Origin of the sequence: Pseudoalteromonas rubra (genome assembly GCF_005887115.1) — a bacterium.
GTDB classification, from domain to species: Bacteria; Pseudomonadota; Gammaproteobacteria; order Enterobacterales; family Alteromonadaceae; genus Pseudoalteromonas; species Pseudoalteromonas rubra_F.
In genome coordinates this window covers 124,871-145,468 of record NZ_PNCJ01000009.1, presented here as the reverse complement: position 1 = coordinate 145,468, position 20,598 = coordinate 124,871, and the positions used below count along the sequence as shown (strand labels likewise).

Annotated in this window: 15 protein-coding genes; 4 read left to right on the top strand and 11 right to left on the bottom strand. The window is 46.3% G+C overall.

The genetic code is table 11. The annotated features are described in order from the left end of the window. Window positions 1–64 precede the first annotated feature (64 nt). The 6 genes from CWB98_RS06730 to CWB98_RS06705 form a co-directional block, all read right to left on the bottom strand. A complete protein-coding gene (locus tag CWB98_RS06730; RefSeq protein ID WP_138544153.1) occupies window positions 65–355 on the bottom strand; it encodes an energy transducer TonB in 291 nt (96 codons plus the stop codon). A gap of 83 nt (window positions 356–438) precedes the next feature. Next, window positions 439–1,197: an alpha/beta hydrolase gene (locus tag CWB98_RS06725; RefSeq protein ID WP_138544152.1), complete on the bottom strand. Its 759-nt coding sequence runs from the start codon at window positions 1,195–1,197 to the stop codon at window positions 439–441. Between the two features lie 289 nt (window positions 1,198–1,486). After that, window positions 1,487–2,485, bottom strand: coding sequence for a S41 family peptidase (locus tag CWB98_RS06720; RefSeq protein WP_138544151.1), 999 nt, complete (start codon window positions 2,483–2,485; stop codon window positions 1,487–1,489). A 188-nt stretch (window positions 2,486–2,673) separates the two neighbouring features. Next, a complete protein-coding gene (locus CWB98_RS06715; RefSeq protein WP_138544150.1) occupies window positions 2,674–4,707 on the bottom strand; it encodes a S9 family peptidase in 2,034 nt (677 codons plus the stop codon). 142 nt (window positions 4,708–4,849) lie between these two features. Further along, window positions 4,850–5,248 carry a fosfomycin resistance glutathione transferase gene (gene fos, locus CWB98_RS06710; protein WP_138544149.1) on the bottom strand — a complete coding sequence of 133 codons (399 nt, stop codon included), beginning with the start codon at window positions 5,246–5,248 and terminating at the stop codon, window positions 4,850–4,852. A gap of 15 nt (window positions 5,249–5,263) precedes the next feature. Continuing rightward, window positions 5,264–5,734: a GNAT family N-acetyltransferase gene (locus CWB98_RS06705; RefSeq protein ID WP_138544148.1), complete on the bottom strand. Its 471-nt coding sequence runs from the start codon at window positions 5,732–5,734 to the stop codon at window positions 5,264–5,266. A gap of 237 nt (window positions 5,735–5,971) precedes the next feature. Here CWB98_RS06705 and CWB98_RS24235 point away from each other — a divergent pair, with 237 nt between their 5' ends. Then, on the top strand, window positions 5,972–6,661 hold the full coding sequence (locus CWB98_RS24235; RefSeq protein WP_212751126.1) for a hypothetical protein: 690 nt from the start codon (window positions 5,972–5,974) through the stop codon (window positions 6,659–6,661). A gap of 128 nt (window positions 6,662–6,789) precedes the next feature. On the opposite strand, the gene CWB98_RS06695 is transcribed toward CWB98_RS24235, so the two are convergent. From CWB98_RS06695 to CWB98_RS06685, 3 genes are read right to left on the bottom strand one after another with little or no spacing between them, the layout of a single operon-like run. Then, the gene (locus CWB98_RS06695) at window positions 6,790–7,872 is read right to left on the bottom strand and encodes a cytochrome-c peroxidase (protein ID WP_249364631.1); all 1,083 of its coding nucleotides are present in this window, start codon (window positions 7,870–7,872) and stop codon (window positions 6,790–6,792) included. Window positions 7,873–7,886: 14 nt separating this feature from the next. Continuing rightward, entirely contained in the window at window positions 7,887–10,622 is a 2,736-nt protein-coding gene (locus tag CWB98_RS06690; protein ID WP_138544147.1) for a TonB-dependent receptor plug domain-containing protein, read from the bottom strand. A 12-nt stretch (window positions 10,623–10,634) separates the two neighbouring features. Further along, window positions 10,635–13,514: a cadherin-like domain-containing protein gene (locus tag CWB98_RS06685; RefSeq protein WP_138544146.1), complete on the bottom strand. Its 2,880-nt coding sequence runs from the start codon at window positions 13,512–13,514 to the stop codon at window positions 10,635–10,637. Between the two features lie 669 nt (window positions 13,515–14,183). Between CWB98_RS06685 and CWB98_RS06680 the strand changes: the two genes are divergently transcribed. Continuing rightward, window positions 14,184–16,292, top strand: a complete 2,109-nt coding sequence (locus CWB98_RS06680) for a neutral/alkaline non-lysosomal ceramidase N-terminal domain-containing protein (RefSeq protein WP_249364630.1) — start codon at window positions 14,184–14,186, stop codon at window positions 16,290–16,292. 91 nt (window positions 16,293–16,383) lie between these two features. On the opposite strand, the gene CWB98_RS06675 is transcribed toward CWB98_RS06680, so the two are convergent. Then, on the bottom strand, window positions 16,384–17,265 hold the full coding sequence (locus CWB98_RS06675; RefSeq protein WP_138544144.1) for an acetoacetate decarboxylase family protein: 882 nt from the start codon (window positions 17,263–17,265) through the stop codon (window positions 16,384–16,386). Window positions 17,266–17,439: 174 nt separating this feature from the next. On the opposite strand from CWB98_RS06675, the gene CWB98_RS06670 reads away from it, so the two are divergent. Continuing rightward, a complete protein-coding gene (locus tag CWB98_RS06670) occupies window positions 17,440–18,420 on the top strand; it encodes a helix-turn-helix transcriptional regulator (RefSeq protein WP_138544143.1) in 981 nt (326 codons plus the stop codon). 585 nt (window positions 18,421–19,005) lie between these two features. Then, window positions 19,006–19,437, top strand: a complete 432-nt coding sequence (locus CWB98_RS06665; RefSeq protein WP_125557682.1) for a hypothetical protein — start codon at window positions 19,006–19,008, stop codon at window positions 19,435–19,437. A 209-nt stretch (window positions 19,438–19,646) separates the two neighbouring features. Here the strand turns inward: CWB98_RS06665 and CWB98_RS06660 are convergent, their stop codons facing one another. Continuing rightward, entirely contained in the window at window positions 19,647–20,570 is a 924-nt protein-coding gene (locus CWB98_RS06660) for a histone deacetylase family protein (protein WP_138544142.1), read from the bottom strand. Window positions 20,571–20,598 lie beyond the last annotated feature (28 nt).

Sequence of the window (20,598 nt, the reverse complement as noted above, 5' to 3'; positions counted from 1 at the left end):
AACCGCGCGTCGCATTGCCTATGCGCGGAACAAAACGAAATAAACTCGTTTACGAATTGTCTGCTTAATTTTTAATATCAAAATCCAGCTGCACCTTTTGGTTGGTTTGTCTGACGGGTGCGCCATTTTCAATTTTAGGGTTATATTTCCATTCTTTTAGTGAGCGTATGGCTTCTTGGTCAAATAAGCCATTGTGACTTGACTCAATAATACGGATGTTCTCGGGCCTGCCTTGCTCGTTAATATCGAATTGCATCTGGACATAGCCATTTTTTATCTGGGGATCTGACTGCGAAGTTGACGTGCAGCCGCCGATAAGAACCAGGATAAACAGGGCGGTCAGTAAGTATTTCATATGAAGCTGCTCTTATTATTATAATTTATGTGTGAATATGGCAGTGTGACTTGCACACTGTCACTGTACTTTCTATCAGGCCATTACGCTTTTCGCAATTGTTTGCAAGATTTTCCGCCCAGATGCAGACGAACAAGCTGCGCTATCTTGTCTTTTAACCAGACAGGGCCGAAGTCGGCAATATCATCATGGCGCGCTTTGGGGATGGTCACCACACAGCCACCAAATTCGGCTTGCTCCGCCTCGCTGGGCAGCACGCCCGGGTCTGCCGGATAATCGCTGGCACGTATCGACAGCACCTTGATGTCCTTAGTTTTTGGCAGTGGTACACGACGGTGATCTAACGTAATGATCTGTTCTATGTAAGGCTTACCTTCAATACCCAGCCAGGCAGCAATATCGCCCCCATTTGAGTGGCCAACCAAAGTTAGACTATTAAAATCGTACCCAGTTATGCTGCTTTGCAATTCACCGTGTAGAAACGCCAGTGTTTTTGCACCCCGCTGCCAGTTTTCACTGCGCGTTTCAAACAAATTACCAGAGACAGAAAGCGGCGGATCGCCCGGCAACTCATGCCCGATTGCGACCACCAGATACCCATGCTTATTCAGCACTTTGGCTAAGAAGGTGTAATCGGTATGCGACATACCGTAGCCCGCGCCGAGAAACGCCACCGGACAAGGGGCTTTTTCACTGCATTGTGCGTGAGATTGCGGGTAGGTGATCTCAACCGGAATGGCCCTGTCACGGGCTTTATCGTAAATACTGGCAGGTTGAATGTCGGCCGCGGCTGTACTCAGCCAGCAGGCAGTTACCAGAGCAAATCCTTTTAAAAACTTCATACACTTCCTGAACTTCATCGTTAAAAAAACCACATTATGCGGCTTTGAAACTTCCAATGCTACATGTTTGTACCCGGTTTCTAACCTGGATCCTTTGCATAGACTGGACGGTGTAGCAAGCATCGACAAACTCCAGCACCAGTAAGATACTCTAACGATATTGTGAACAGTGAACTTGAAAAACAGGGACTTTCGTCAAAAGCTGCATTTTTTGATAGCAAGATTTACCGCATGTACGCCTATTTTTGTCTCGCATGACGAATAGGCAAGCACTTGCGGGAAGAAACAGTTACAGAGTATCGATTTTTTCTTTAATCTGGGCCTGCTGATATTCGTTATCAGCAACCTTCGCGACGTCTTTGAGCGCCAGTTTATAAGCCGTATTGAAAGCCGTCTCACTGGTCGTGACTATGTCCGGCTTCACGCCGACGCCTTCCCAGTTGCTTTTGGTTACAGGATTGACAGCCTTGGCAATAGGTATACTAGCCCTAAAACCGTTACCCAGCTCGTAATATTGCCAGGGGTTAGCGCCCCCTTTGGTAACTTCCCCCACCAACGTGGCTCTGCTCAGGTGTTTCAGGTTGTAGGCAAACTCTTCGGCTGCCGAGAAGGTTCCCTTGCTCGTGAGCACATACAACGGAATGGTCAAATTCGCCTTCGCAGCGATCTCTTTTAGGGTATAAAACTCGCGCGTGGTGTTGGTGGTGCGCCAGTAGATGCTATTTAAATGTGTACCGGGCTTTAAAAAATAGCTGCTGATCAGCTGCACCATTTCGCCACTGCCACCGCCATTTTTTCTCAGGTCAATGAGCAATGCATCCGCATTGGCCACAAACGTCATTACCCCTGCCACGGTGCGTTTTGATTCATCCGAAACATTATCAAAACCCCAGAAATCAATATACCCGACGTTGCCGGGCAAGATCTCGACCTTGCTAAAACCAGAGTTGTTGCGTGCCAGTTTGGCGAACCAGGATTCGGCTTTTTTCTGTGTCACAACACCGCTCGGATCGCGCCACTGAACGCCAAAATGCGGGTCGGTTTTTTTCAGCTCTGCGGACAACAACGCGGCAAATTCATCCTGAGTAACAGCGCCGTGAAAGGCTGGGTTATCTGTGAGTTGCTGCAAGCTCTTTGCCAGGCCGGGAATTTTGTCTGTTTCAACATAACTGTTTTCAATTTCATTCACTAAAGTGCTGACAACTGCCTGCTTGTTAAGTGCCTCATTGGCACTGCTGATACTAGATAGCATCGCCAGAGGTAAACCAAGATACTGAATAAGCCTCATTTGTAATTCCTTCTAATTATTAGTTATCAGGCAGTTAAGATACCCAGTTCAGGAAAACGTTCATTTTTTCTCACTGTTCAGGCTTTTTTCAGCTCATCGCGGATTGTTGTGCAAAATAAAGGCGCACCGAAGGGTTATTTTGACTTTTACTAGCAGGCATTAAAAAGCCGCATTGCGCGGCTTTTCTATTATTTTTTATATTTTTCGAACCACGCAAGCGTGTGCTCTATTTTACTGATCATCCGCGAAGGACGCCCAGCAATACCATGGGGTGCACCCGGAATTTTCACCAGCACAGAATCAATTTTACGATGTTTTAGTGCCTGATAAAACTGCTCTGTTTCAGCCATTGGGGTACGCAAGTCTTCTTCGCCCGTCATCAGCATAGTCGGCGTAGTGACATTGCCAACCAGAGACAGCGGCGAGCGCTCCCAGTAATGGTCAACATGCTCCCACGGCATTCCCGGGAACTGAGTGGGGATCTGCACCAGGCCACTGTCGGCCGTCAGTACTTTACTTAACCAGTTGATCACCGGCTTAACCACTACAGCAGCATTAAAGCGATCAGTCAGGCCAATGGCGTACGCCGTGGCAATTCCACCCGCTGATCCACCGGCGATAAACAGGTTATTCTGGTCGATAAAGCCTTTGGCAATCATGGCGTCTACGCCCGAGTTGTGGTCGGCAAAGTCTTCTTTTGAGCTGTACTTGTATTTCAGCAACATGGCAAAGCGCTCACCATATGAGCTACTGCCCCGGTGATTATCGTAAAACACCACGTAACCCTGCGCTGCATAGCGCTGCAGCTCGGCCGAGAAGTGTGGGCCGTAGGCCAGGTGTGGACCACCGTGGATCTCCATCAATAATGGATACTTCTTGCTCGGATCAAAATCCGGCGGCGTGATATACCAGCCCTGGATGGGTTCACCATCGAACGATGATTTATAAGTGATTTCGTGTACTTTGCCCAGTGATTTATGCGCCAGTAAATCCTCATTCAGGGCAGTCAGCGGCTTCACTTTACCTTTACTGGTTGTCACTGCCACATCCGCAGGACGTGAACTTGAGCCTTTGGTAAAGGCAATTTCACCATCAAAGTTAGCGCTGAACTGACCGCTCAGGTAAGGCCTGCCCAGCGTGGTGCCCGACAGCGTATCGGTGAGATCTTTGATTTTACCTTTGGTGGTAATGGTGGCCAGCTTGCGCATACCGTGGTCGTCATAGGCGATGGCAAGCGAAGCGCTGCCGATCCAGCTTGGGTTTTGGATTGAACGGTCAAAGTCCTTCGCAATCATGCGAGATTGCTTGCTTTGCCAGTTCATAATGTTCAGTTTGTGATTGCGATACGGATTCAGCTCGCCTGATGAGCTCAAAAACGCCAGCTGTTTGCCATTTTCCGAAAAGCTCGGAGAGTGCTCACGCCCCGGTGCATTGGTCAATTGCGTGATTTTCCCTGCAAAATCAACCTCAAACAGATCGCCTTCTAAGCGTTTATATTCCCAGTCAGCAATGCGGTTAGCCGAGAACACGATGCCTTTAGAGTCACTGCGCCAGGCCAGTTTGCCACTGTGGTGATAATTGCCTGAAGTCAGCTGACGAGGCGTGCCGCCTTCACTTGGCAAAACAAAAATTTGTCTATACCCTGGCTTGACCAGACCGCGCCCGTCCGCCTGATAGTAAGCTTTATCAATCACAATGGCCGACTCTGACCACTGCGCGCCTTTGGGCTTAGCGGGCATTTTGGCAATGACTGCCGGCTTTTCTTCTACTTTCTGGCTAAATGCCAGCCATTTACCATCTGGCGACCAGGTTAAGTCACTGATCCCAGACTGTAACTGGGTCAGCAAAGCTGTGCGGTTTTGCGCAATATAATGCACGTGCACCTGAGTGCTGCCAGACACATCGCTCAGAAAAGCAATTTTACTGCCATCGGGTGACCAGCGCGGCTGATAGTAGCGGTTTTCGTCTGAGAACAACGGAGACTGGACGCCGGTTTTAGCATCCACCAGCCACAGGTTTTGTCTTTTGGCGTCTTTCATTACATCGTTGCTGTTACGCACGTACACGACTTGCTCACCATTGGGCGAAATCTGTGGGTCACTTGCATACTCCAGCTCAAAAATATCTTCAGCCTGTAGCCCGGCATTTGCCTGCGCCAATACGGGTAATGTTGCAAACGCCAGCAAGGAGCATTGCAAAGTACGTTTGAGTCCAAAAGGCATGGACAGCCTCCTATTGTTGTCTTTTTAATAAGAGCCACATAGTTATGCAGTGCGCCAAAGATGTCACTTGATAAGCGATAAAAGCAGATAAAAACCCGATGTGTTATAAGGTCACACTGTTAATGCGCTTTCAGACAATCAGTTAAAGCCACTCCAGCTGTTTATAAGGCTGAACTTTAAGCGCATCCAGACGGCTCTTAAGATTGCCCGCATGCAATTCCAGTTTGTGTCCGTCCGGGTCCAGAATGTACAAAGAATTGCCTTCACTAGTATTTTGTTTCCACTGTTTTGTGCCGGCAGCCAGCACTTTCTGACAATAACCGGAAAAGTTGGCATCCGATACCGTAAAAGCAATGTGCGTATAGTCCGTGTTGGCACTTGGGGTATCGCACGACAGACAAAACCACAACTCACCGACTGATAAATATGCACCCGTTTCCCATTTAACGTGACCGGTAAAACCCAATACATCCATATAAAAATTTATAGATTGCTGTAAATCACTGACTGCTATAGTGATATGGTTCAATCCTGTGATCATGCTCCCCCCAAATTGTTACGAATGTGGTAAACGCTTGCACATCACAACCACATTCACACCGCGATAATTCACACGCTCCTGAGCCTGCCAGCCTAAACGTTTGTACAGCCCGCCGTCTTGCTGCTCGGTTTGCAAGTGCAACTCCCGGACGCCAAAAGAGGCTGCAAGCTGCTCGATTTTTTGTACCAGTGCCGATGCGACTTTGTTGCCTCTTGCATGGGGGGCAACATACACCCCACCCAACCAGTGGGTTTTATCCGGATAGATGGTCATTTCATGATAACGCAGCTGAGCCGCGCCAATGGGCACATTATCTTGCATCAACAGCACGATTAAAGGGATAGCATCCGTTTGCAGATACTCAGTGAGCTTGTCTTCAAACGAAGACAAAGCGGCATCGGGCACTAAGGCGCCCCACTGTTCAAAATACCATGTTGCTACCAGCGGCTTAAACTCAGGCCGCTCGGCGAGAAAACAAAATTCCAATGGTGTCATTCCTTGTCTGGATGTTGAGTAAGTTCACTGTCTCAATCTTGGTACAAACATGCAACAGAGAAGCTGCTCAGTTAAAGCGCGTGTATAAAGGCAAGTTGTTTATCTTTGATCACTTTTGACTATATGACTTAAATGCGTCTGAACATCAGAATAGCCTGATTTTTATGGTTATTTTCACCTATAGAAACGACTCCGTGTTATAGTGAGTGTTTTTAAACTTGCCGATTAATGCATAAAATAATTCTACCCACACTGCTTATCAGTAATGCCTGTTTTGCCGATATTAGTGTGAATAAACATAGTATTGTCTATCAGGGTACACTCAATGAACCTGACAATAAGCAAGTACAACTCCTGCTGGAAACACACAGCGCAATTGATACTTTGGTGATTTCGAGTGGGGGTGGCCCTATAGAGTTAGGTATTGACCTGGCTGAACTCATCCAGAAACACGCATTACGCGTAAAAATCAACGGGTTTTGTTTTTCTTCTTGCGCAAATTACATATTGCTCAGCGGCAGGCCAACAGAAGTGGCTAAAGGCGCTGTCATTGGCTGGCATGGCGATGCCAGTTCAGCCCGCTGGAGAAACAGTGATATTGATGCAATGGTTGCCAATTTGCAGGGTGAACAGCGTAAACAAAAATGGGCAGAGCTGCGGGCGCACTACGACGCTGTTATAGAGCAATTAAGTGCCAGAGAAAAAGCGTTTTATCAAAGTATGGGGGTGGATCATACTTTACTCACCTATGGTTTTACTGCCCATATCGTTAAGCAGGCTAAAACGAATAAAGCCAGGGGCTGGAGTTACTCACCCCAGGCTCTCATGTCTTTTGGTGTGAAAAATATCACGTTCAATGACTGGCAGCCTCGCTCACCAGCTAATTTCCCCCTGGTCATTATCGACTCGGTTAAGTAAAACCACTTACCTGCAAATTAACACAGCTTAATGTGTCGCTGTGCTTGCAGTTCGACAACCCCCACTGGTCAAACACTAAGAGGGGTTATCGACCTCAGACCCTATTCAATAATATACAAGCCGCTTTATTAAAGGATTTTTAGAAATTCCACCAGATTATCCACCTCTTGATCTGTCATATGGGTGGGCTGGATCAACTCAGAAGTAACAGGAAACATCTTGTCACCTATAAAGCGGCCTCTTGGTTTAGGTTTAAATCCACCGCGATTGTATTGCTCTATCATTGGCCTGAACTCGGTGAACAAGCCATTGTGCATCCAGGGTGCCGTCTTTGAAATCGCCAGCAATGTCGGTGTGCGGAATTTACCTACATCAGCAGGGTCCTTGGTGTGCTCGTAACGACCTAAATCCTGAAATCGCCTGCCATAATTATGAAAACCCGTAACGTGGAATTTATTATCGCTGAGCAGCGCACCAGAGTGGCAGGTCATGCATTGTGCTTTTGTCCTGAACAAATGCATGCCTTCCAGTTGCTGCTTGCTAAGCAACTCGACGGCTGTTTCCGGATCCGTATATGCCTCAGAGATAAAGCGCTGAAATAATGATTCGGGTTTATCAATGCTGCGCTCAAAAGCAACGAGCGCTTTAGCCAGATGTGTGCGCTCAATTTTGTTCGTTGCAAATGTGTCCTTAAACGCGGCAACATAGCGACTGTCACGGTTTAGCCTTACCAAAGCCGTATCAATCGGCAAGTCCATTTCAATTGGGTTTTCTATTGGCATTAGTGATTGCTCTAACGCCGTTTTTGCTCTGCCATCCCAGAAAAAACTGGTCCAGTGATCAAGACCAATAATCGCTGGCGTATTTCTGTTGCCAACCTGGCCGTCTATTCCTTTTGCCTGCCCTATCCCATCTGCAAACGTTTTGCCGTCTATATGACAACTTGCACAACTCACCGAGCCGTCTCTGGACAGAATTTTGTCATTGAACAGACGCTTTCCAAGCGCGACTTGTTTGATATCCGGATCGGGAAAAAGGTTGCTTAATGGCGCCAGATCATCCACCTTGCGGCCATCCGACGTTTGCACAGCAGGCCATAAACTGGGATGACGTTTATATTGTTCAGCCAACTGATTTTCTACAGAGCTGGCACTTGCATGCCCCCAGGTCAAGCTGCCGATAAAAACTGTGACCATACTAAATTTGTTCATATACTTTTTCACTACTACAATTCCATCCCCACTGAAAACCAAATTGAACGACCCGTTTCAACACCCGACGTACCAAAATTGACCGAGTGGGTCCTGCTATTAAACAGGTTGTGAATATCCACCCCAAACTTCACGCTTTTTTCTGAAAAAATCGTCGGCTGCCAGTTAAACGATAAATTGGCCAGAACCCTGCTCGGGATTTTCGTTTCCTGGTACACCTCAATAAAGAGTGATTCATCTGACTGGCAAACAGGGCATAGCCTGTCAATCTGGCTACTCTCTCTGGACAGATCGAGCGCAGAAATTGCATGGTAACTTTGTCGGTAGCTGGTATTTAAGCTGGTTGTCAGTGTTTCAGTCCAACTTGCTGTCCAGCCCACATTGAGTGACAATGGCTCACCAAACTCAGCTTCTCTAAGCTCGATATTACTTTTAGTCGTTTCAGTATAGGTGTAACCCTTATTTGGCGTTTCGGTCCTTAAAAATACCAGCTCATTTAAGGCTGCAGTTTCAATATCTTCCAGCTGCGTGCTACTGGTATATTGGGAAAGTTGATAAGTCGTATTTGCCCACAGGCTGTGAGCATTCACATTCCACGCCCAGGACAGGGAGACCCGCTCATTGTGAGCATGGCCCTGGTTTGTCATTTGGCGATAATAATAGCCATCTACAGGATTGTATTCTGGCTCACTGAGTTGTCGTAACTGCTTTTTGCTCCAGCGCTTAACGTATTCAACTGAAAAATTGCCATAGTCAGTCGCCTGTTTCCAGCCTATGACAAGTTCATCACTGTAAGGGGTTTCTGCATCAGTAAAACGATATCGGTAATCAGTGGCAGAGCTCAGGTCCTGCCACAATTCAACCACCCCCTCTGAATTAATACTGCGCCTTTGCAATAAACTGGGTAGCTGCTGCTCACGGATTTTATAGGTCAGAAGATTACTATCGTAATATCGATTCAGCCCCATCACTAACATAGTATCCTGGTGGCCATTTACCCGATAACCAAAGCTCAATCTGGGCGCCAGGTTGTGATTCTTCAGGAAGTTGTCGTAATCATATCGAAGCCCGGCGCGAAGCGTGATGTCTTTCCACTCTATGTCATCTGTGACATAGGCACTGATATTTTGCACATCCACATCAATGTGTTCTTGCTGATAAACGGTTCTCAAAGCGAAATACTGCGGGGCTGTGTCAACAATCTCGCTATAAGCCAGAATATGATCAGGGTTAGAGAGGTCCAGTGGGCTACCAAGCTGTTTTTCCAGCTCGGCCACAGACATGCTCGTGGTTAACTCGACACAGTCGAACAATGCAGCCGTACAGTTGAGCTGACTTATTCCGGTGATCGGGGAGTTGTAACTAAAGCTACTATCAAGCCGTTTTCGGTCTATCACTTCTTTTTGCAATTGAATACCTGCTTGCAAATAGTGCTGAGTCGACATCACCGAAAACTCATCAAACTTAGCGCTAAAATCCCCATTCAGTGACTTTTGAGTTTTATAGAGTGAGCCATAGCCGCCCTCTCTGGATAACAGGGTAAATTCTGCGGCATCACCCACGCCCCAGTCTTTCCCTTTTGCTTTGTACCAGGGATAAAAATGCGGCGGTGCCTTACGCGAGTTTTCACTGAAGACGTATGACAGCTTGCCTGCAAAGAGGATATCGGCAACTTCTTGCTCCATCAGCAGCGTTGTACTGTAGCCCCCACCTTCACTTGTAAATTCGCTATGCTTGACGTTTTTACTCACATCCCGAGACTCATAAGGTGAGTAGTTCAGGCTCAGGCTAAGTTTATCCAGCCACAGATCTTTTTGCGTCAACTTTACCAGATAGTTTGCGGTTTCCCGCGTTGAGAGTACAGTTTCGTTTAATGAGATAGTCGATATTTTGCTGTCGGTATAATTGGCTGCGAACAACACACTATGGTGTTCGCCGACTGTGGTGCTGAAGTCTAAATTATAAACGTTTTTCTCGAACACAGGTGCAAGAGGTAAAGCACTAGAGGCCTCATTATCTTCCTCAGTCACTATGATGTGATACTCGTTCCAGTCACTTTGCGAAGTACGGTAATTAACACCAAATGTGGCGGCGCCCGAATCGGCCTCACGCGTATTTACTTCAACCACACCGCCACTGAATCCACCATAGTTTGCGGGGATGTTATTGGTAAATACATCTATCGACTCAACGATTTGTTGATTTACATTAAAAGCCTGTACAGCCCCCTGAACATCATTTGGTGTGGATTTTTTGCGATCATATGCACTGGGGTCTTGTCGGCTATTAAAGTTTACGCCATCAAGAAAAAACCCAGTTTGCCATGGCTGGCCCCCTGAAATAGAAACCCGCTTTGCGCCGATTTCAGCTTGTAAATCTGCATCATAGGCATCATCTCCCAGTATAACCCCGGGTAACAGCCCCAATAACTCAGAGATATCACCTGCATTGTGTGGTGTTTTTTCAAGAAAATTACGATCCAGTACGTAACGGCCGTTAACTTCAGGGACTTGTAAACCTATATATTCGCCATGGACTGCAATACGCTCAATTTCTTGTGCTCTTTGCTTGTGTGCAATGCACTCTAACAGTTGCTCGCGGCTTTTTTTATTCAGTGCAGAATCACCCACACATTCAACAACGAGCGCTTTCGGTAATTCGTCGGTCTCTTCAGGGGCGAGTTGTTTTGCAGCCAAAGGGAGACAGACTACCTGAGCCACAGGCAGGAATATAAACCTAATTTTTTTCATCTTTACTACTATTTAGTCTTTGGAAAGGGGGGTGAGATCTTCCGGATCGGGCTTACCATCATTATCACTATCTTGATCCAGGCTCAATCCTGAGTCTGTCCTTTGCTGCTCAGTTGCTGTCGGCAAAAAGAAGTTAGCAAGCCCGTCTTTGTCCGTATCAACATTGGCGATTGCAGATGCCGGAAATTCATCCTGCGTAGCCTGACTCTGAACAATTGTCAGAAGCAGTTGTTCTTTGTCAGCCTCGGTATAAACAGGGTCCGTTGCCAGGGAGCGTGCCTTGTCATATAGGCCGAGTGCCGAATAATGCTTAATCAGAGATTCGTAAATATCCTGTCGGTCGTTTTCTGACAGAGCGCTTGCTAAAGATTCAACTTTGTCAAAAACCTGAGTGAGTTTGAATGTGATACTTTCTCTGACAGTGCGATAATCGTCATGGGTGCCTGCCCGCTGCATGATTGCAAAGTAAAGCTTGTATATTTTCAGGTATGACGCTTCTTTATCCTGTGACGTCACCAAATTCAGTTGGCCCAGAACATCGTCGATCAACTCAATCAACTTAGCCGTCTCCAGCTCTTTATTCAGCTGCATGAGGGTGTTTTCCAAAGCCGCTGTGGCGACACTCTGACTTTGGCTCAGCTCTGCGCCAGTTGCCAATGCACTGGCAACATAAAGGTGTGCCTTAAGGGAGTCTTCGAAATCAGTAATATCGGCAGCGATTTTTTGTGCTTCAGCGCTCGTGGCCAGCGCTAAATCAGCCCTTTGTCCCTTAGACCAGCCTATTGTCATGGTATTGAAGGCTTCGATTTTTCGCTCTGCGGTGAGCGTGCTATTGTTTTTATATTTCTTCTCAACAATCTCTGCACAAGTTGCGAGCAGGGCATCAGTACGTGCTTGATTGCCACCAAATACAGTATTTAATTCAGCCAATCGCAAACAGCCATGATTACCCACCACCTGGCTAACCACCAGCCCAACATCGTTCTGATACGCCTCACTTTGCAACAATTTGTGTGCCTCATCGATTAGCAGCAATGCCTGCTCTTTGTAGCCTGCATAATGGAGCAACCAGCTGCCGTAACGCTCCATTGAGTTGGTTGGGCCAAACTCAATCAGGGTATGGAAAATTTCGGCTTCATTACCCCCTGCAAAGGTTGCATTGAGCTCAGTCAGCGTAGAGGTTAATGCAAGCCCGGCTTGTGCATTGCTCAACAAAGCATGCGCATACATATGACGATGGGCATAGCGCAGATCTGTACTACTGCCAACCTCCTTAATCAGCTCATAAGCAACATTACCTGAGTAATCTGCGGTTTTGTTCGCAGCTACATACTCTGGGTACAAAGATAAAAACAAGCCACTAAAAAACTGCAGTGGCGTGTCAAACCGTGCCAGCGTTGTTGCTGCGTACTGTTCAGCCTCTCGTTTATAGTTAGGGTCATAGGAAATATCAGTATAAAGAGCCAATCCAGAAGCCAGATTAGCTTTGGCAAGCTCAACCGCCTTTTGCTTTTGTGCTCCTTGTGACACCAGGCTTAACAGGTGCGCAAGTTGCGCCGCCTGGCGATAGTAATTGGCTCTGTATTTATGTGTTATGCCTCGGCTCGATTCGTCAAAGCTCACAGTGGCGGTAATATCTGACAGATTTTGAATGGCATTAAATGCGTTTTCAAACGTTGTGCCAGCAGCATTGTTAAGGAAATCCTCCGTCATGTTTTGCGCATGCTCAAGATAGGCCCCAACAAACGCGCGATGCGCACTTTTCGATTCAAGGCTTAAATCGCTCAGCGCTTTTACATATAAACGCGTTGTTGCCAGCAGCTTATTAGCTTGCTCATTTTGTTCTGCATCTAAGTAATCCCGAGTGACGACAAGATAGAAAAGCGCATTCGACGGCGTAATGTTTTCTGTGCCGATTTCAGCGATATATGTGTTGTATTCAACTGTGGCTTTTTCACGCAATTCATTGGCCAGCACCAGGTTAGATTGCTCGTCCAATGCGGTAGCGACTTTTTGATATGCCTGTGCCTTAACCGTCCTGCTTAAAATGTGCTTTTCAATTATCCCAATCGCCGTTTGGGTAAAACCGGACTGTGCATACCCAACGGCAATGTCTAAATACCCCAGTCCGGATAGTGCAGCATCAGATATGGCCTCTTTATCACCTTGCTGGTTGACCTCAATTAACGCTGTTGCCCTTGCAAGGTGTGAACTGTCAGAGTTGTAGTAGTAGTTGCGTTTGTCATCATTCGTGACAAAAGAAGGCCGAATAAATATCTCAGCCTGGGTAGCTTCGCCTTTTCCGTCACTTACGCCAACAGTAAAGGTATCATCTATCTCGCCATTTGAATTTACTTCATATTCAAAACTACCATCGCTAGTATTGAGAGTTAAATCCCCTTTTTCAGGCTCTCTTATCACGCTAAATTTTAATGTATCTTTATCATAATCGATTGCAACAATCTGACCGACGGCTCTGCCTACCTCGCTGACGGCAACATGGCTCGAAATAACAACAGGTGCATCATTAATGTTTTCAACAATAAATGTTATTTCTCTGGTCGTCGTAGCAATACGGTCTGAAACAATGATGCTTGCCGTGTCTTCTCCAAAAAAATGTTCTTTTGGCACATATACAAAGCTGCCATCTCGGTTAACCGTAAGTACGCCATTTCGCGGAGACTTCCCCACCCCAAACGCCAGCGCATCACCATCCGGATCTGATGCATAAAACACACCATTGAAACTAGTATCTTCATCCAAAGCAAAACGGTTTTCGGAAGAGGTAAAAGTGGGTTCCTGATTCCCCTCTTCATTAGTTCCTCCACTACAGGCACACAAAAAAACGCCCACATTAGCCATAAAAGCTAAATTTAATAGATACTTATTCATATTTCATCCGATTTAAAGTGGAGCTTGCCAGTCGAAAGGGTTAGAGTAAAAACTCATTTTAATTGCAGTTTATTTCTCAAAATTAACATAAAAAGCACTGAAACGCGGCGCATATTAATACCAATGAGAATCATAATCAATAAGCCTCATTGATTTTTATGCAAAAAAAGTGGCTAATTAACCTTTGATATACCAATAAGTGAGCATATTTATGACTTAACTCATAATTTCGCAATTTAAGGCATTACCCATTGCAATCCCTGCTTGCCCAAAACAAAGCTCAACACCATTAAGTTAAATTTTTTCAACTAAGAGCTACTGCAGACACAGCGCAAAACTGAATCTTCGTGACAATAATTGGAAAACAGGTAATCGGATGGAGGGCAGAGAAGGTAAAAAGCAACCTGCCATAAGACAGATAGAGCAACAATGCTTTACCCCTCACTGATGACATTGCTCAGGCAGCTTTGTTTATCCCGCAACAGCCATAAATAGTCAGCTCTCATCGTATCGGCTCGTTAGGTTAATATTACTATTTCGTTACATTGATAACCAAGATTTAATAGTCCCTCAATCTCGCGAGTATCAAAAGCACCCATTCCAAATGGGTGCTTATCCTAAACAATGAACGAAAACAGCCGTACTGCCTGGTATGGCTGGGGGATTAGTATGACTACTTTACACGCAAGATATAAAACCTGGCTGATTAGAGTCAGCAGTTTAGCGCTGGTGCTTGTGAGCCTGGGCACAAAAGCAAATAGTGACTGGATCGTTGGCTCAGGGATCTATGATATTACCGGACCGGCCGCCGATCGGGGCATGGTAGGGTATGGCGATGTTGGGCAAACCACCAAAGGGATACATACACGCCTTTGGTCTCGTGCATTTGTCATTGGCAAGCCAAATTCCAATCAGCTTGTCACCTTTGTCAGTGCAGATCTGCAAAGCATCACCCAGGGTGTGCATCAGGGGGTGCTCAAAAAAATCGCAAGTGACCCGATCATTGCGCCATTTTTTAATCAAAACAATGTGATGCTCAGCGCAACGCATGTTCATGTCGGGCCAGGTGGTTATGATCACAATATTATGCTGAATATGAGTGCGCTGGGTTATGACGAAGATAATTACAACACCATAGTCAATGGTATCTACCTGTCCATCCGTAACGCCTATCTGAGCAGAGGCTTAGGCAGTATTCATATTAATCAGGGGCAATTATCCGGCGCGGCAGTGAACCGTAACCTTACCGCCTACAACCAAAACCCAGATGCCGACGAATACGACACTCAGGTTAATGAAACCATGACCTTGCTAAAGCTGGTGAAAAGCAATGGCCAGGAGATTGGGATGATCAACTGGTTTGGCGTGCATAATGTGTCGAGCAACCAGAGCCAGCGCCTTATCACCGGAGACAACAAAGGCGTTGCCGCCCAGCTATTTGAAAAGCAAAAGGGGGCTAACTGGCCACTGTCAGGTCAGTTTGTTGCCGCCTTTGCGAACAGTGAAGAAGGCGATGTTTCGCCCAATGTATGCGGTCCTGAAAATGGTTGTGCGGGTAGCAATGAAGCCAATGTTACGCTATCGGCAAACAAGCAATATAACAAAGCGCTGAGCCTTTATAACAATGCAACAGACACGCTTAGCGGTGCATTAGACGTACGCTTTCAGTACGTTAAATTACCTGGACTGACCATCTCGGGGCATTACACGGGCAATGGAGCGCAGTCTTTATGTGAAGGTGCCATTGGCTTTTCAATGACTGCGGGTGCCACCTATGATGGCCCTTCTGGCCAGTCGGGTGTATTTGAAGGCATGACACAGGATAACGAAGGCACCAGCTGGGATCGCAGTACGGTGATTGGTGCTGTGGGTGGTGCGTTTAAATTCATCAATGATTTTGCAGGCCTGCTCGGGTTTGATAAAAACGTGCTGGGCAGCAAAACCCACGAAGTATGTCAGTACCCCAAACCCACCTTTTTGCCCACTCAGCTGGGCGCCGGCGCACACCTGTATACAGATACCTTACCTTTCCAGCTCTTTCAGATTGGCAACATGGCACTTGTGGGGATCCCGGGTGAGATGACAACCATGGCGGCACGTCGCCTGCGCAGCGATTTACAAACAGCGCTTGCTCCTCGTGGCATCACCACTGTGGTTTTTGCCGGGCTGGCTAATGCCTATGGCGGGTACATCACAACCAAAGAGGAATATCAGATCCAGTACTACGAAGGTGCGCACACCTTGTTTGGTCAGCACAGCCTGGCGGCATATCGGCAAATCTTTAGTGAACTTGCCAATGCTTTGGTAAACGGTGATGCCCTCGACACAGGTCCAAGCCCGCTGGACTGGTCCAACAAACAAAAAGTCTATGCCATTGGTGTAGTGTACGATGATAAGCGGTTGTGGGAGTCTTTCGGACAAACCTGGAATGATGCCAACAGCAGTTACATGCGTGGTAATACGGTTAAGGTGAAGTTTCGCTCCGGCCACCCTCAGAATAACTTTAAAACCATGTCGAGTTTTATGGAGGTGCAGCGATATGAAAATGGTAGCTGGTCAACCGTCTTAACGGATAATGACCTGAGCACTAAATTTACCTGGACCCGCGATACCGCAGCGGATTGTATGGCCTGCTCGTTCGCACAGCTGGAATGGACCATAGATGCGGCGATGCCCACAGGCACCTATCGCATAAAACACAATGGTCACTGGAAAAGCGGCTGGGGCGGAAAAATAAAGAGTTACTCGGGCAAGAGCCGAACCTTTACTGTCAAATAAGCTGGCAACATTACAAGCTGACCAACCAGGCCAACTCTGTATGGCCTGGTTATCCAAGTGACCTCATCAGGCAGGCCACAATATCAAGCCCTCAACGCAACCCCACCGGCGCCACATAATCCGCATTGGGCAAATCAAAACACGCATTCATTGTTGCAGCATAGCGAAACTGAAACGGCTGCGGATCAATATCCAGCGACTTAAGCATCTGCGCCCTGGGACCCTTACCCAGGATCAGCATTTTAGGATCATCCCCGCCTTTTTGCCAAAGCCGGCTGAGGTATTTATTCACCCTGAAGGTGCCTTTAAAATGGGTGGGACTTTGCAACAAGCGGTTATCGCGCAGAGAATACAGGTTGGATGAAACATCAAACGCTGTGGTCTTGCCCTGCGTCGGCACCCGCAGCGTAAAATATGGCTTGTCTTCACCATCGTAAGCCTGTGTCGTGGAGAACTGACTATCCTCTGCTATTTCCACTGTTTCAACAGCTTTAGGCAATCCCCAGATCTGCTGGCCGCGAATGCGATTCTCTTCTGAGGTAACCGGCATATGAAACACGTAAAAACCAAACTTTTTGAAGCCAGGCACAACCATTGGTAATACAGGTACATTTACCGCTGCGCCAACCATCACCGGAATTGTCATGGCAATTTCATTATAAGGTGCCATACCTAACACTTGCTTATATTGATAGCATGAGAACGTAACCAGCGCCCTCCCTTTGGGCATAGCCACGGGTTTCATCTCAGGGTGTGGCAACAATGCCTGCGCTTTTTGGTAGTCACACAAGAACACCCCAATCGCGCAACTGACATCGCCGTAAAACGTAGGAAATAAGTAATTTTTGCTTATATGGGTATTTAATTGCAGTGGCGCCCGGTCATGACGAAGTGTAAAACGCTGAAAAAATGGCGCACTAAACTGTGTGCGATTATTTAACAGTTCAGGTGAAAGCTGATAATTAGGTTTCATATTGGGCCCTTCAAATTTATGACGGTCAATAGTGAACAGCCAGGCGGAGTTGGCCAATAGTAGATTTAACCTAAAAACATGCCGATTGCATGGCCATCCACCCGCTTACTGCCAGAACGGCGTAAAAATACAGATAAACACAACAGGTATTATCAACACGGACAAAATAACATTATGACAACCCCTTTGAACTTTGCCGCCTCGGATCCAGAAGCCTTTATCAGCAAACTCTACCGTGAAGCCGCGCGTGTACCGCCGAATGAATATCGTGTATGGGCTTTAGAACAGCTATCCCGAGTCATCGACTTTGATGCGGCATTTTGGGGCAGTGGCAACAGTGCAGATATTCACTTTCATTATGTTTGCCATATTGGGTTGGATGAACATTATGCCCACCACCTGCAAAAAACACTGTCGATCAACCCTATCAGAGACGCCGTGATCAATAACCTCGGCAAACCGGTTAATATGCAGGATGTGATTGCTGACGAAGACTTTTACCAGTCTCAGTTATACCGACAATTGTTTCAACCATATGGTATTGAGCGTATCCTGGCTGCCGGATATTTTGATCAGGACAATGGCCTTTATTCATTGATCAGTTTATATCGCTTCGAGCGCCAACAAGTTTTTACCGAGCAGGAGCGCCATTTACAGGAACGGCTTGTATTTCACCTGGTCAATGCCGCCTCACATGCCTTTTTTCTGCACTTACACGCAGGTAATGTGCTCCACACCAAAAAACACGCCGCATCTGCGATATGCGACTTAAATGGATGTTTTCACGAGGTCCAGCCCCGCTTTGTCACTTTGCTCAACGAATATTTTCCCAATCGCTCAAGCGTTACCCTGCCCTTTGCTATGGGCAAAGATAACTCTACAGTGCAGATCAATAACCTGGCAGTCTCTTTTAAAGCACAGGGTGAGCTAATGACAGTGACACTGCGACTACCGGGCCCGTTAGACTTGTTAAGCCAGCGCGAAGCACAGATTGTTGAATGGGTATGCAAGGGCCTGACTTTCAAAGAGGTAGCCAGGCAACTGGATGTTGCCCCGTCAACCGTGTCTAATCATCTGTACCGTATTTACGACAAAATTGGCATCAACAGCCGTAGTGAGCTTGCACAACTAGTTGATAGCCACAGACAGGTGTGACAGTGCTAGTGTATATGATTCTTGAAATTCCGTGATGACTAAAGTTTAGAGACACCTGGTTCAGGAGATTAACTGCGACTAATTGAGTAGTCTTTTCTAAATCCAATTCTCTTTACCTGCATCACAGAAATATTGAATTCGCTCCAAAACAGATTTAATTACTCCATACTCAGATAAATAAAACGAAAACACCCTTATTATAGCTAGCATATAAAAACCCTTTTACTCACATAAAATCCAGTAAAAATTTAATGAAAAGTTTCTAGAAGCATCAAAATTCAAACTTCATTTACCACACTTTCTAAGAGGTAAAAAAGTATTATTCCCGTGTCACCACAGGTACTCATCACGCCAGAACAAAAATCTCAACACCATAATTAAGAAATAAAAACAACTTGATACATTTTTTACGTAGTGGAATACTATATTCGCAGAAGGTGAAATTCGATGCTGTGGCCAAACTGACGAATCCAAGTCTATTGGCTTTTATTTACTATAATAATTAGCAGTATCAACTACTTTTTTCTTATCAAAATACACCCAATGCCTCAAATTATAAACTCTACTCAAAAAGGAAGTTTCTTCATGAAGAAATCTTTAATCTTAGCTTCTCTTATTTATTCATCTGCAGCACTTTCAGGAACAGGACAGGCGCTAATTCCACACTACTACGTTGGAACCAACTCTTCATGCCACCTCCATATTACCAATATTTCTGATAATGATGTTCAGGTGAAGATAGACCTATTCGACCAAAATGGTAATACATATTCATCAAACATTACCTCTTGGTATGCTTTTTCAGGATCTAACCCAGTTACTGGCACTGTTGCGTTACCTGCCAATAAAACCGGCGCTATCTCAATGAACAAAATGGGTTCAGGCTATGTAGGGTATGGTTATATCCGCTGGAGCAACGAACACAACCAGAATGATGCTCTGGTAGCTAACTTTCACTGTGATGCGACAAGTATCGGACAAAGATCGATATTAATTAACCAACAAAGTCCGTTCTAACAAAGCAGAATTATCACCGCTGACTCTTCTGTTCGAGGCGGATTTTTCAGGGAAGCTAGAAGCGACTTTTGACGCTCTTCTTCCCGTCTTTAACGCTATTCATAGCACTCGGTGAGCAAAATAAAACCTGCCGAACATCTTGCCTACCTGCTATCTTGCCCCTCCATAACGTCAACACAGCAAAGCTAGTAGTGGTAATTACATTTAACCTAGAGTAACGCCGCCTGCTCAACCACAATGGCATGACGTTGAGCCAGACGTAAATGGTCTTTGTCGTAGCCACCGCCGATCACGGTTGCAATCGGGATGCCTGCTTGCTGGCAGGTTTTAAGTACCAGAGCATCGCGCTGTTCCAGACCGCGCCAGCTGATATCCAGCTTGCCCAGACCATCGTGCTCCCAGATATCCACACCGGCGTCATACAGTACCAGATCTGGATTTACGTCTTCGAGCAAGCCTTTCAGAGTGTCTTCTACAATACAGAGATAGTCTGCGTCCTTTAGGTTGTTCGCAAGACCAATATCCAGGTCACTGCTGTGCTTTCTAAACGGGAAATTCTTTTCGCAATGGATGGAGCAGGTAAACACATAAGGGTGATGCTTTAACATAGCTGCTGTGCCATCACCCTGATGAACATCGAGATCAAAGATCAGTACATTATCGACCTTACCCTGCTCAATCAGGGTTGTAGAAGTAAATGCCAGGTCATTCACCATGCAGTAACCGGAGCCAAAATCATAGTGTGCATGGTGAGTGCCGCCAGCAAGGTGACAAGCCACACCATGTTGTAAAGCCAGTTCAGCCGTTTTGAGTGTGCCAAGCGGTGCAGTAAACGTCCTTGCCATCAGCTGCTCAGACCAGGGCAGACCAATACGCCGCATGGCTTTCCCACAAAGTTGGTTATGCCAAAGGTCCCACAGGTAGGTGTCACAATGGACCGATTCCAGTGGCTCTGGCGAGCCCAATTGAGGCTGATGCACATTATCACCAATCAATCCCATTGCCTTCACCTGTTGATATAAATTAGCGAATTTACTCATTACAAAGCGGTGCGTCGGGTCAAAACTAAATGAATAGTTGGGGTGATACACCAAAGGCAGACTGGTATTAAGAGGTTGGCGATTTATATACATATCCAAAACGATACAAAACACGGATGGC

Bases quoted from the DNA above. Each gene is read 5' to 3' on its own strand.
- CWB98_RS06720 (WP_138544151.1), bottom strand. From the start codon at position 2,485: ATGAGGCTTATTCAGTATCTTGGTTTACCTCTGGCGATGCTATCTAGT.
- CWB98_RS06730 (WP_138544153.1), bottom strand. From the start codon at position 355: ATGAAATACTTACTGACCGCCCTGTTTATCCTGGTTCTTATCGGCGGC.
- CWB98_RS06690 (WP_138544147.1), bottom strand. From the start codon at position 10,622: ATGAAAAAAATTAGGTTTATATTCCTGCCTGTGGCTCAGGTAGTCTGT.
- CWB98_RS06680 (WP_249364630.1), top strand. From the start codon at position 14,184: ATGACTACTTTACACGCAAGATATAAAACCTGGCTGATTAGAGTCAGC.
- CWB98_RS06685 (WP_138544146.1), bottom strand. From the start codon at position 13,514: ATGAATAAGTATCTATTAAATTTAGCTTTTATGGCTAATGTGGGCGTT.
- CWB98_RS06670 (WP_138544143.1), top strand. From the start codon at position 17,440: ATGACAACCCCTTTGAACTTTGCCGCCTCGGATCCAGAAGCCTTTATC.
- CWB98_RS24235 (WP_212751126.1), top strand. From the start codon at position 5,972: ATGCATAAAATAATTCTACCCACACTGCTTATCAGTAATGCCTGTTTT.
- CWB98_RS06660 (WP_138544142.1), bottom strand. From the start codon at position 20,570: ATGTATATAAATCGCCAACCTCTTAATACCAGTCTGCCTTTGGTGTAT.
- CWB98_RS06675 (WP_138544144.1), bottom strand. From the start codon at position 17,265: ATGAAACCTAATTATCAGCTTTCACCTGAACTGTTAAATAATCGCACA.
- CWB98_RS06695 (WP_249364631.1), bottom strand. From the start codon at position 7,872: ATGAACAAATTTAGTATGGTCACAGTTTTTATCGGCAGCTTGACCTGG.
- CWB98_RS06665 (WP_125557682.1), top strand. From the start codon at position 19,006: ATGAAGAAATCTTTAATCTTAGCTTCTCTTATTTATTCATCTGCAGCA.
- CWB98_RS06725 (WP_138544152.1), bottom strand. From the start codon at position 1,197: ATGAAGTTTTTAAAAGGATTTGCTCTGGTAACTGCCTGCTGGCTGAGT.
- CWB98_RS06715 (WP_138544150.1), bottom strand. From the start codon at position 4,707: ATGCCTTTTGGACTCAAACGTACTTTGCAATGCTCCTTGCTGGCGTTT.
- fos (WP_138544149.1), bottom strand. From the start codon at position 5,248: ATGATCACAGGATTGAACCATATCACTATAGCAGTCAGTGATTTACAG.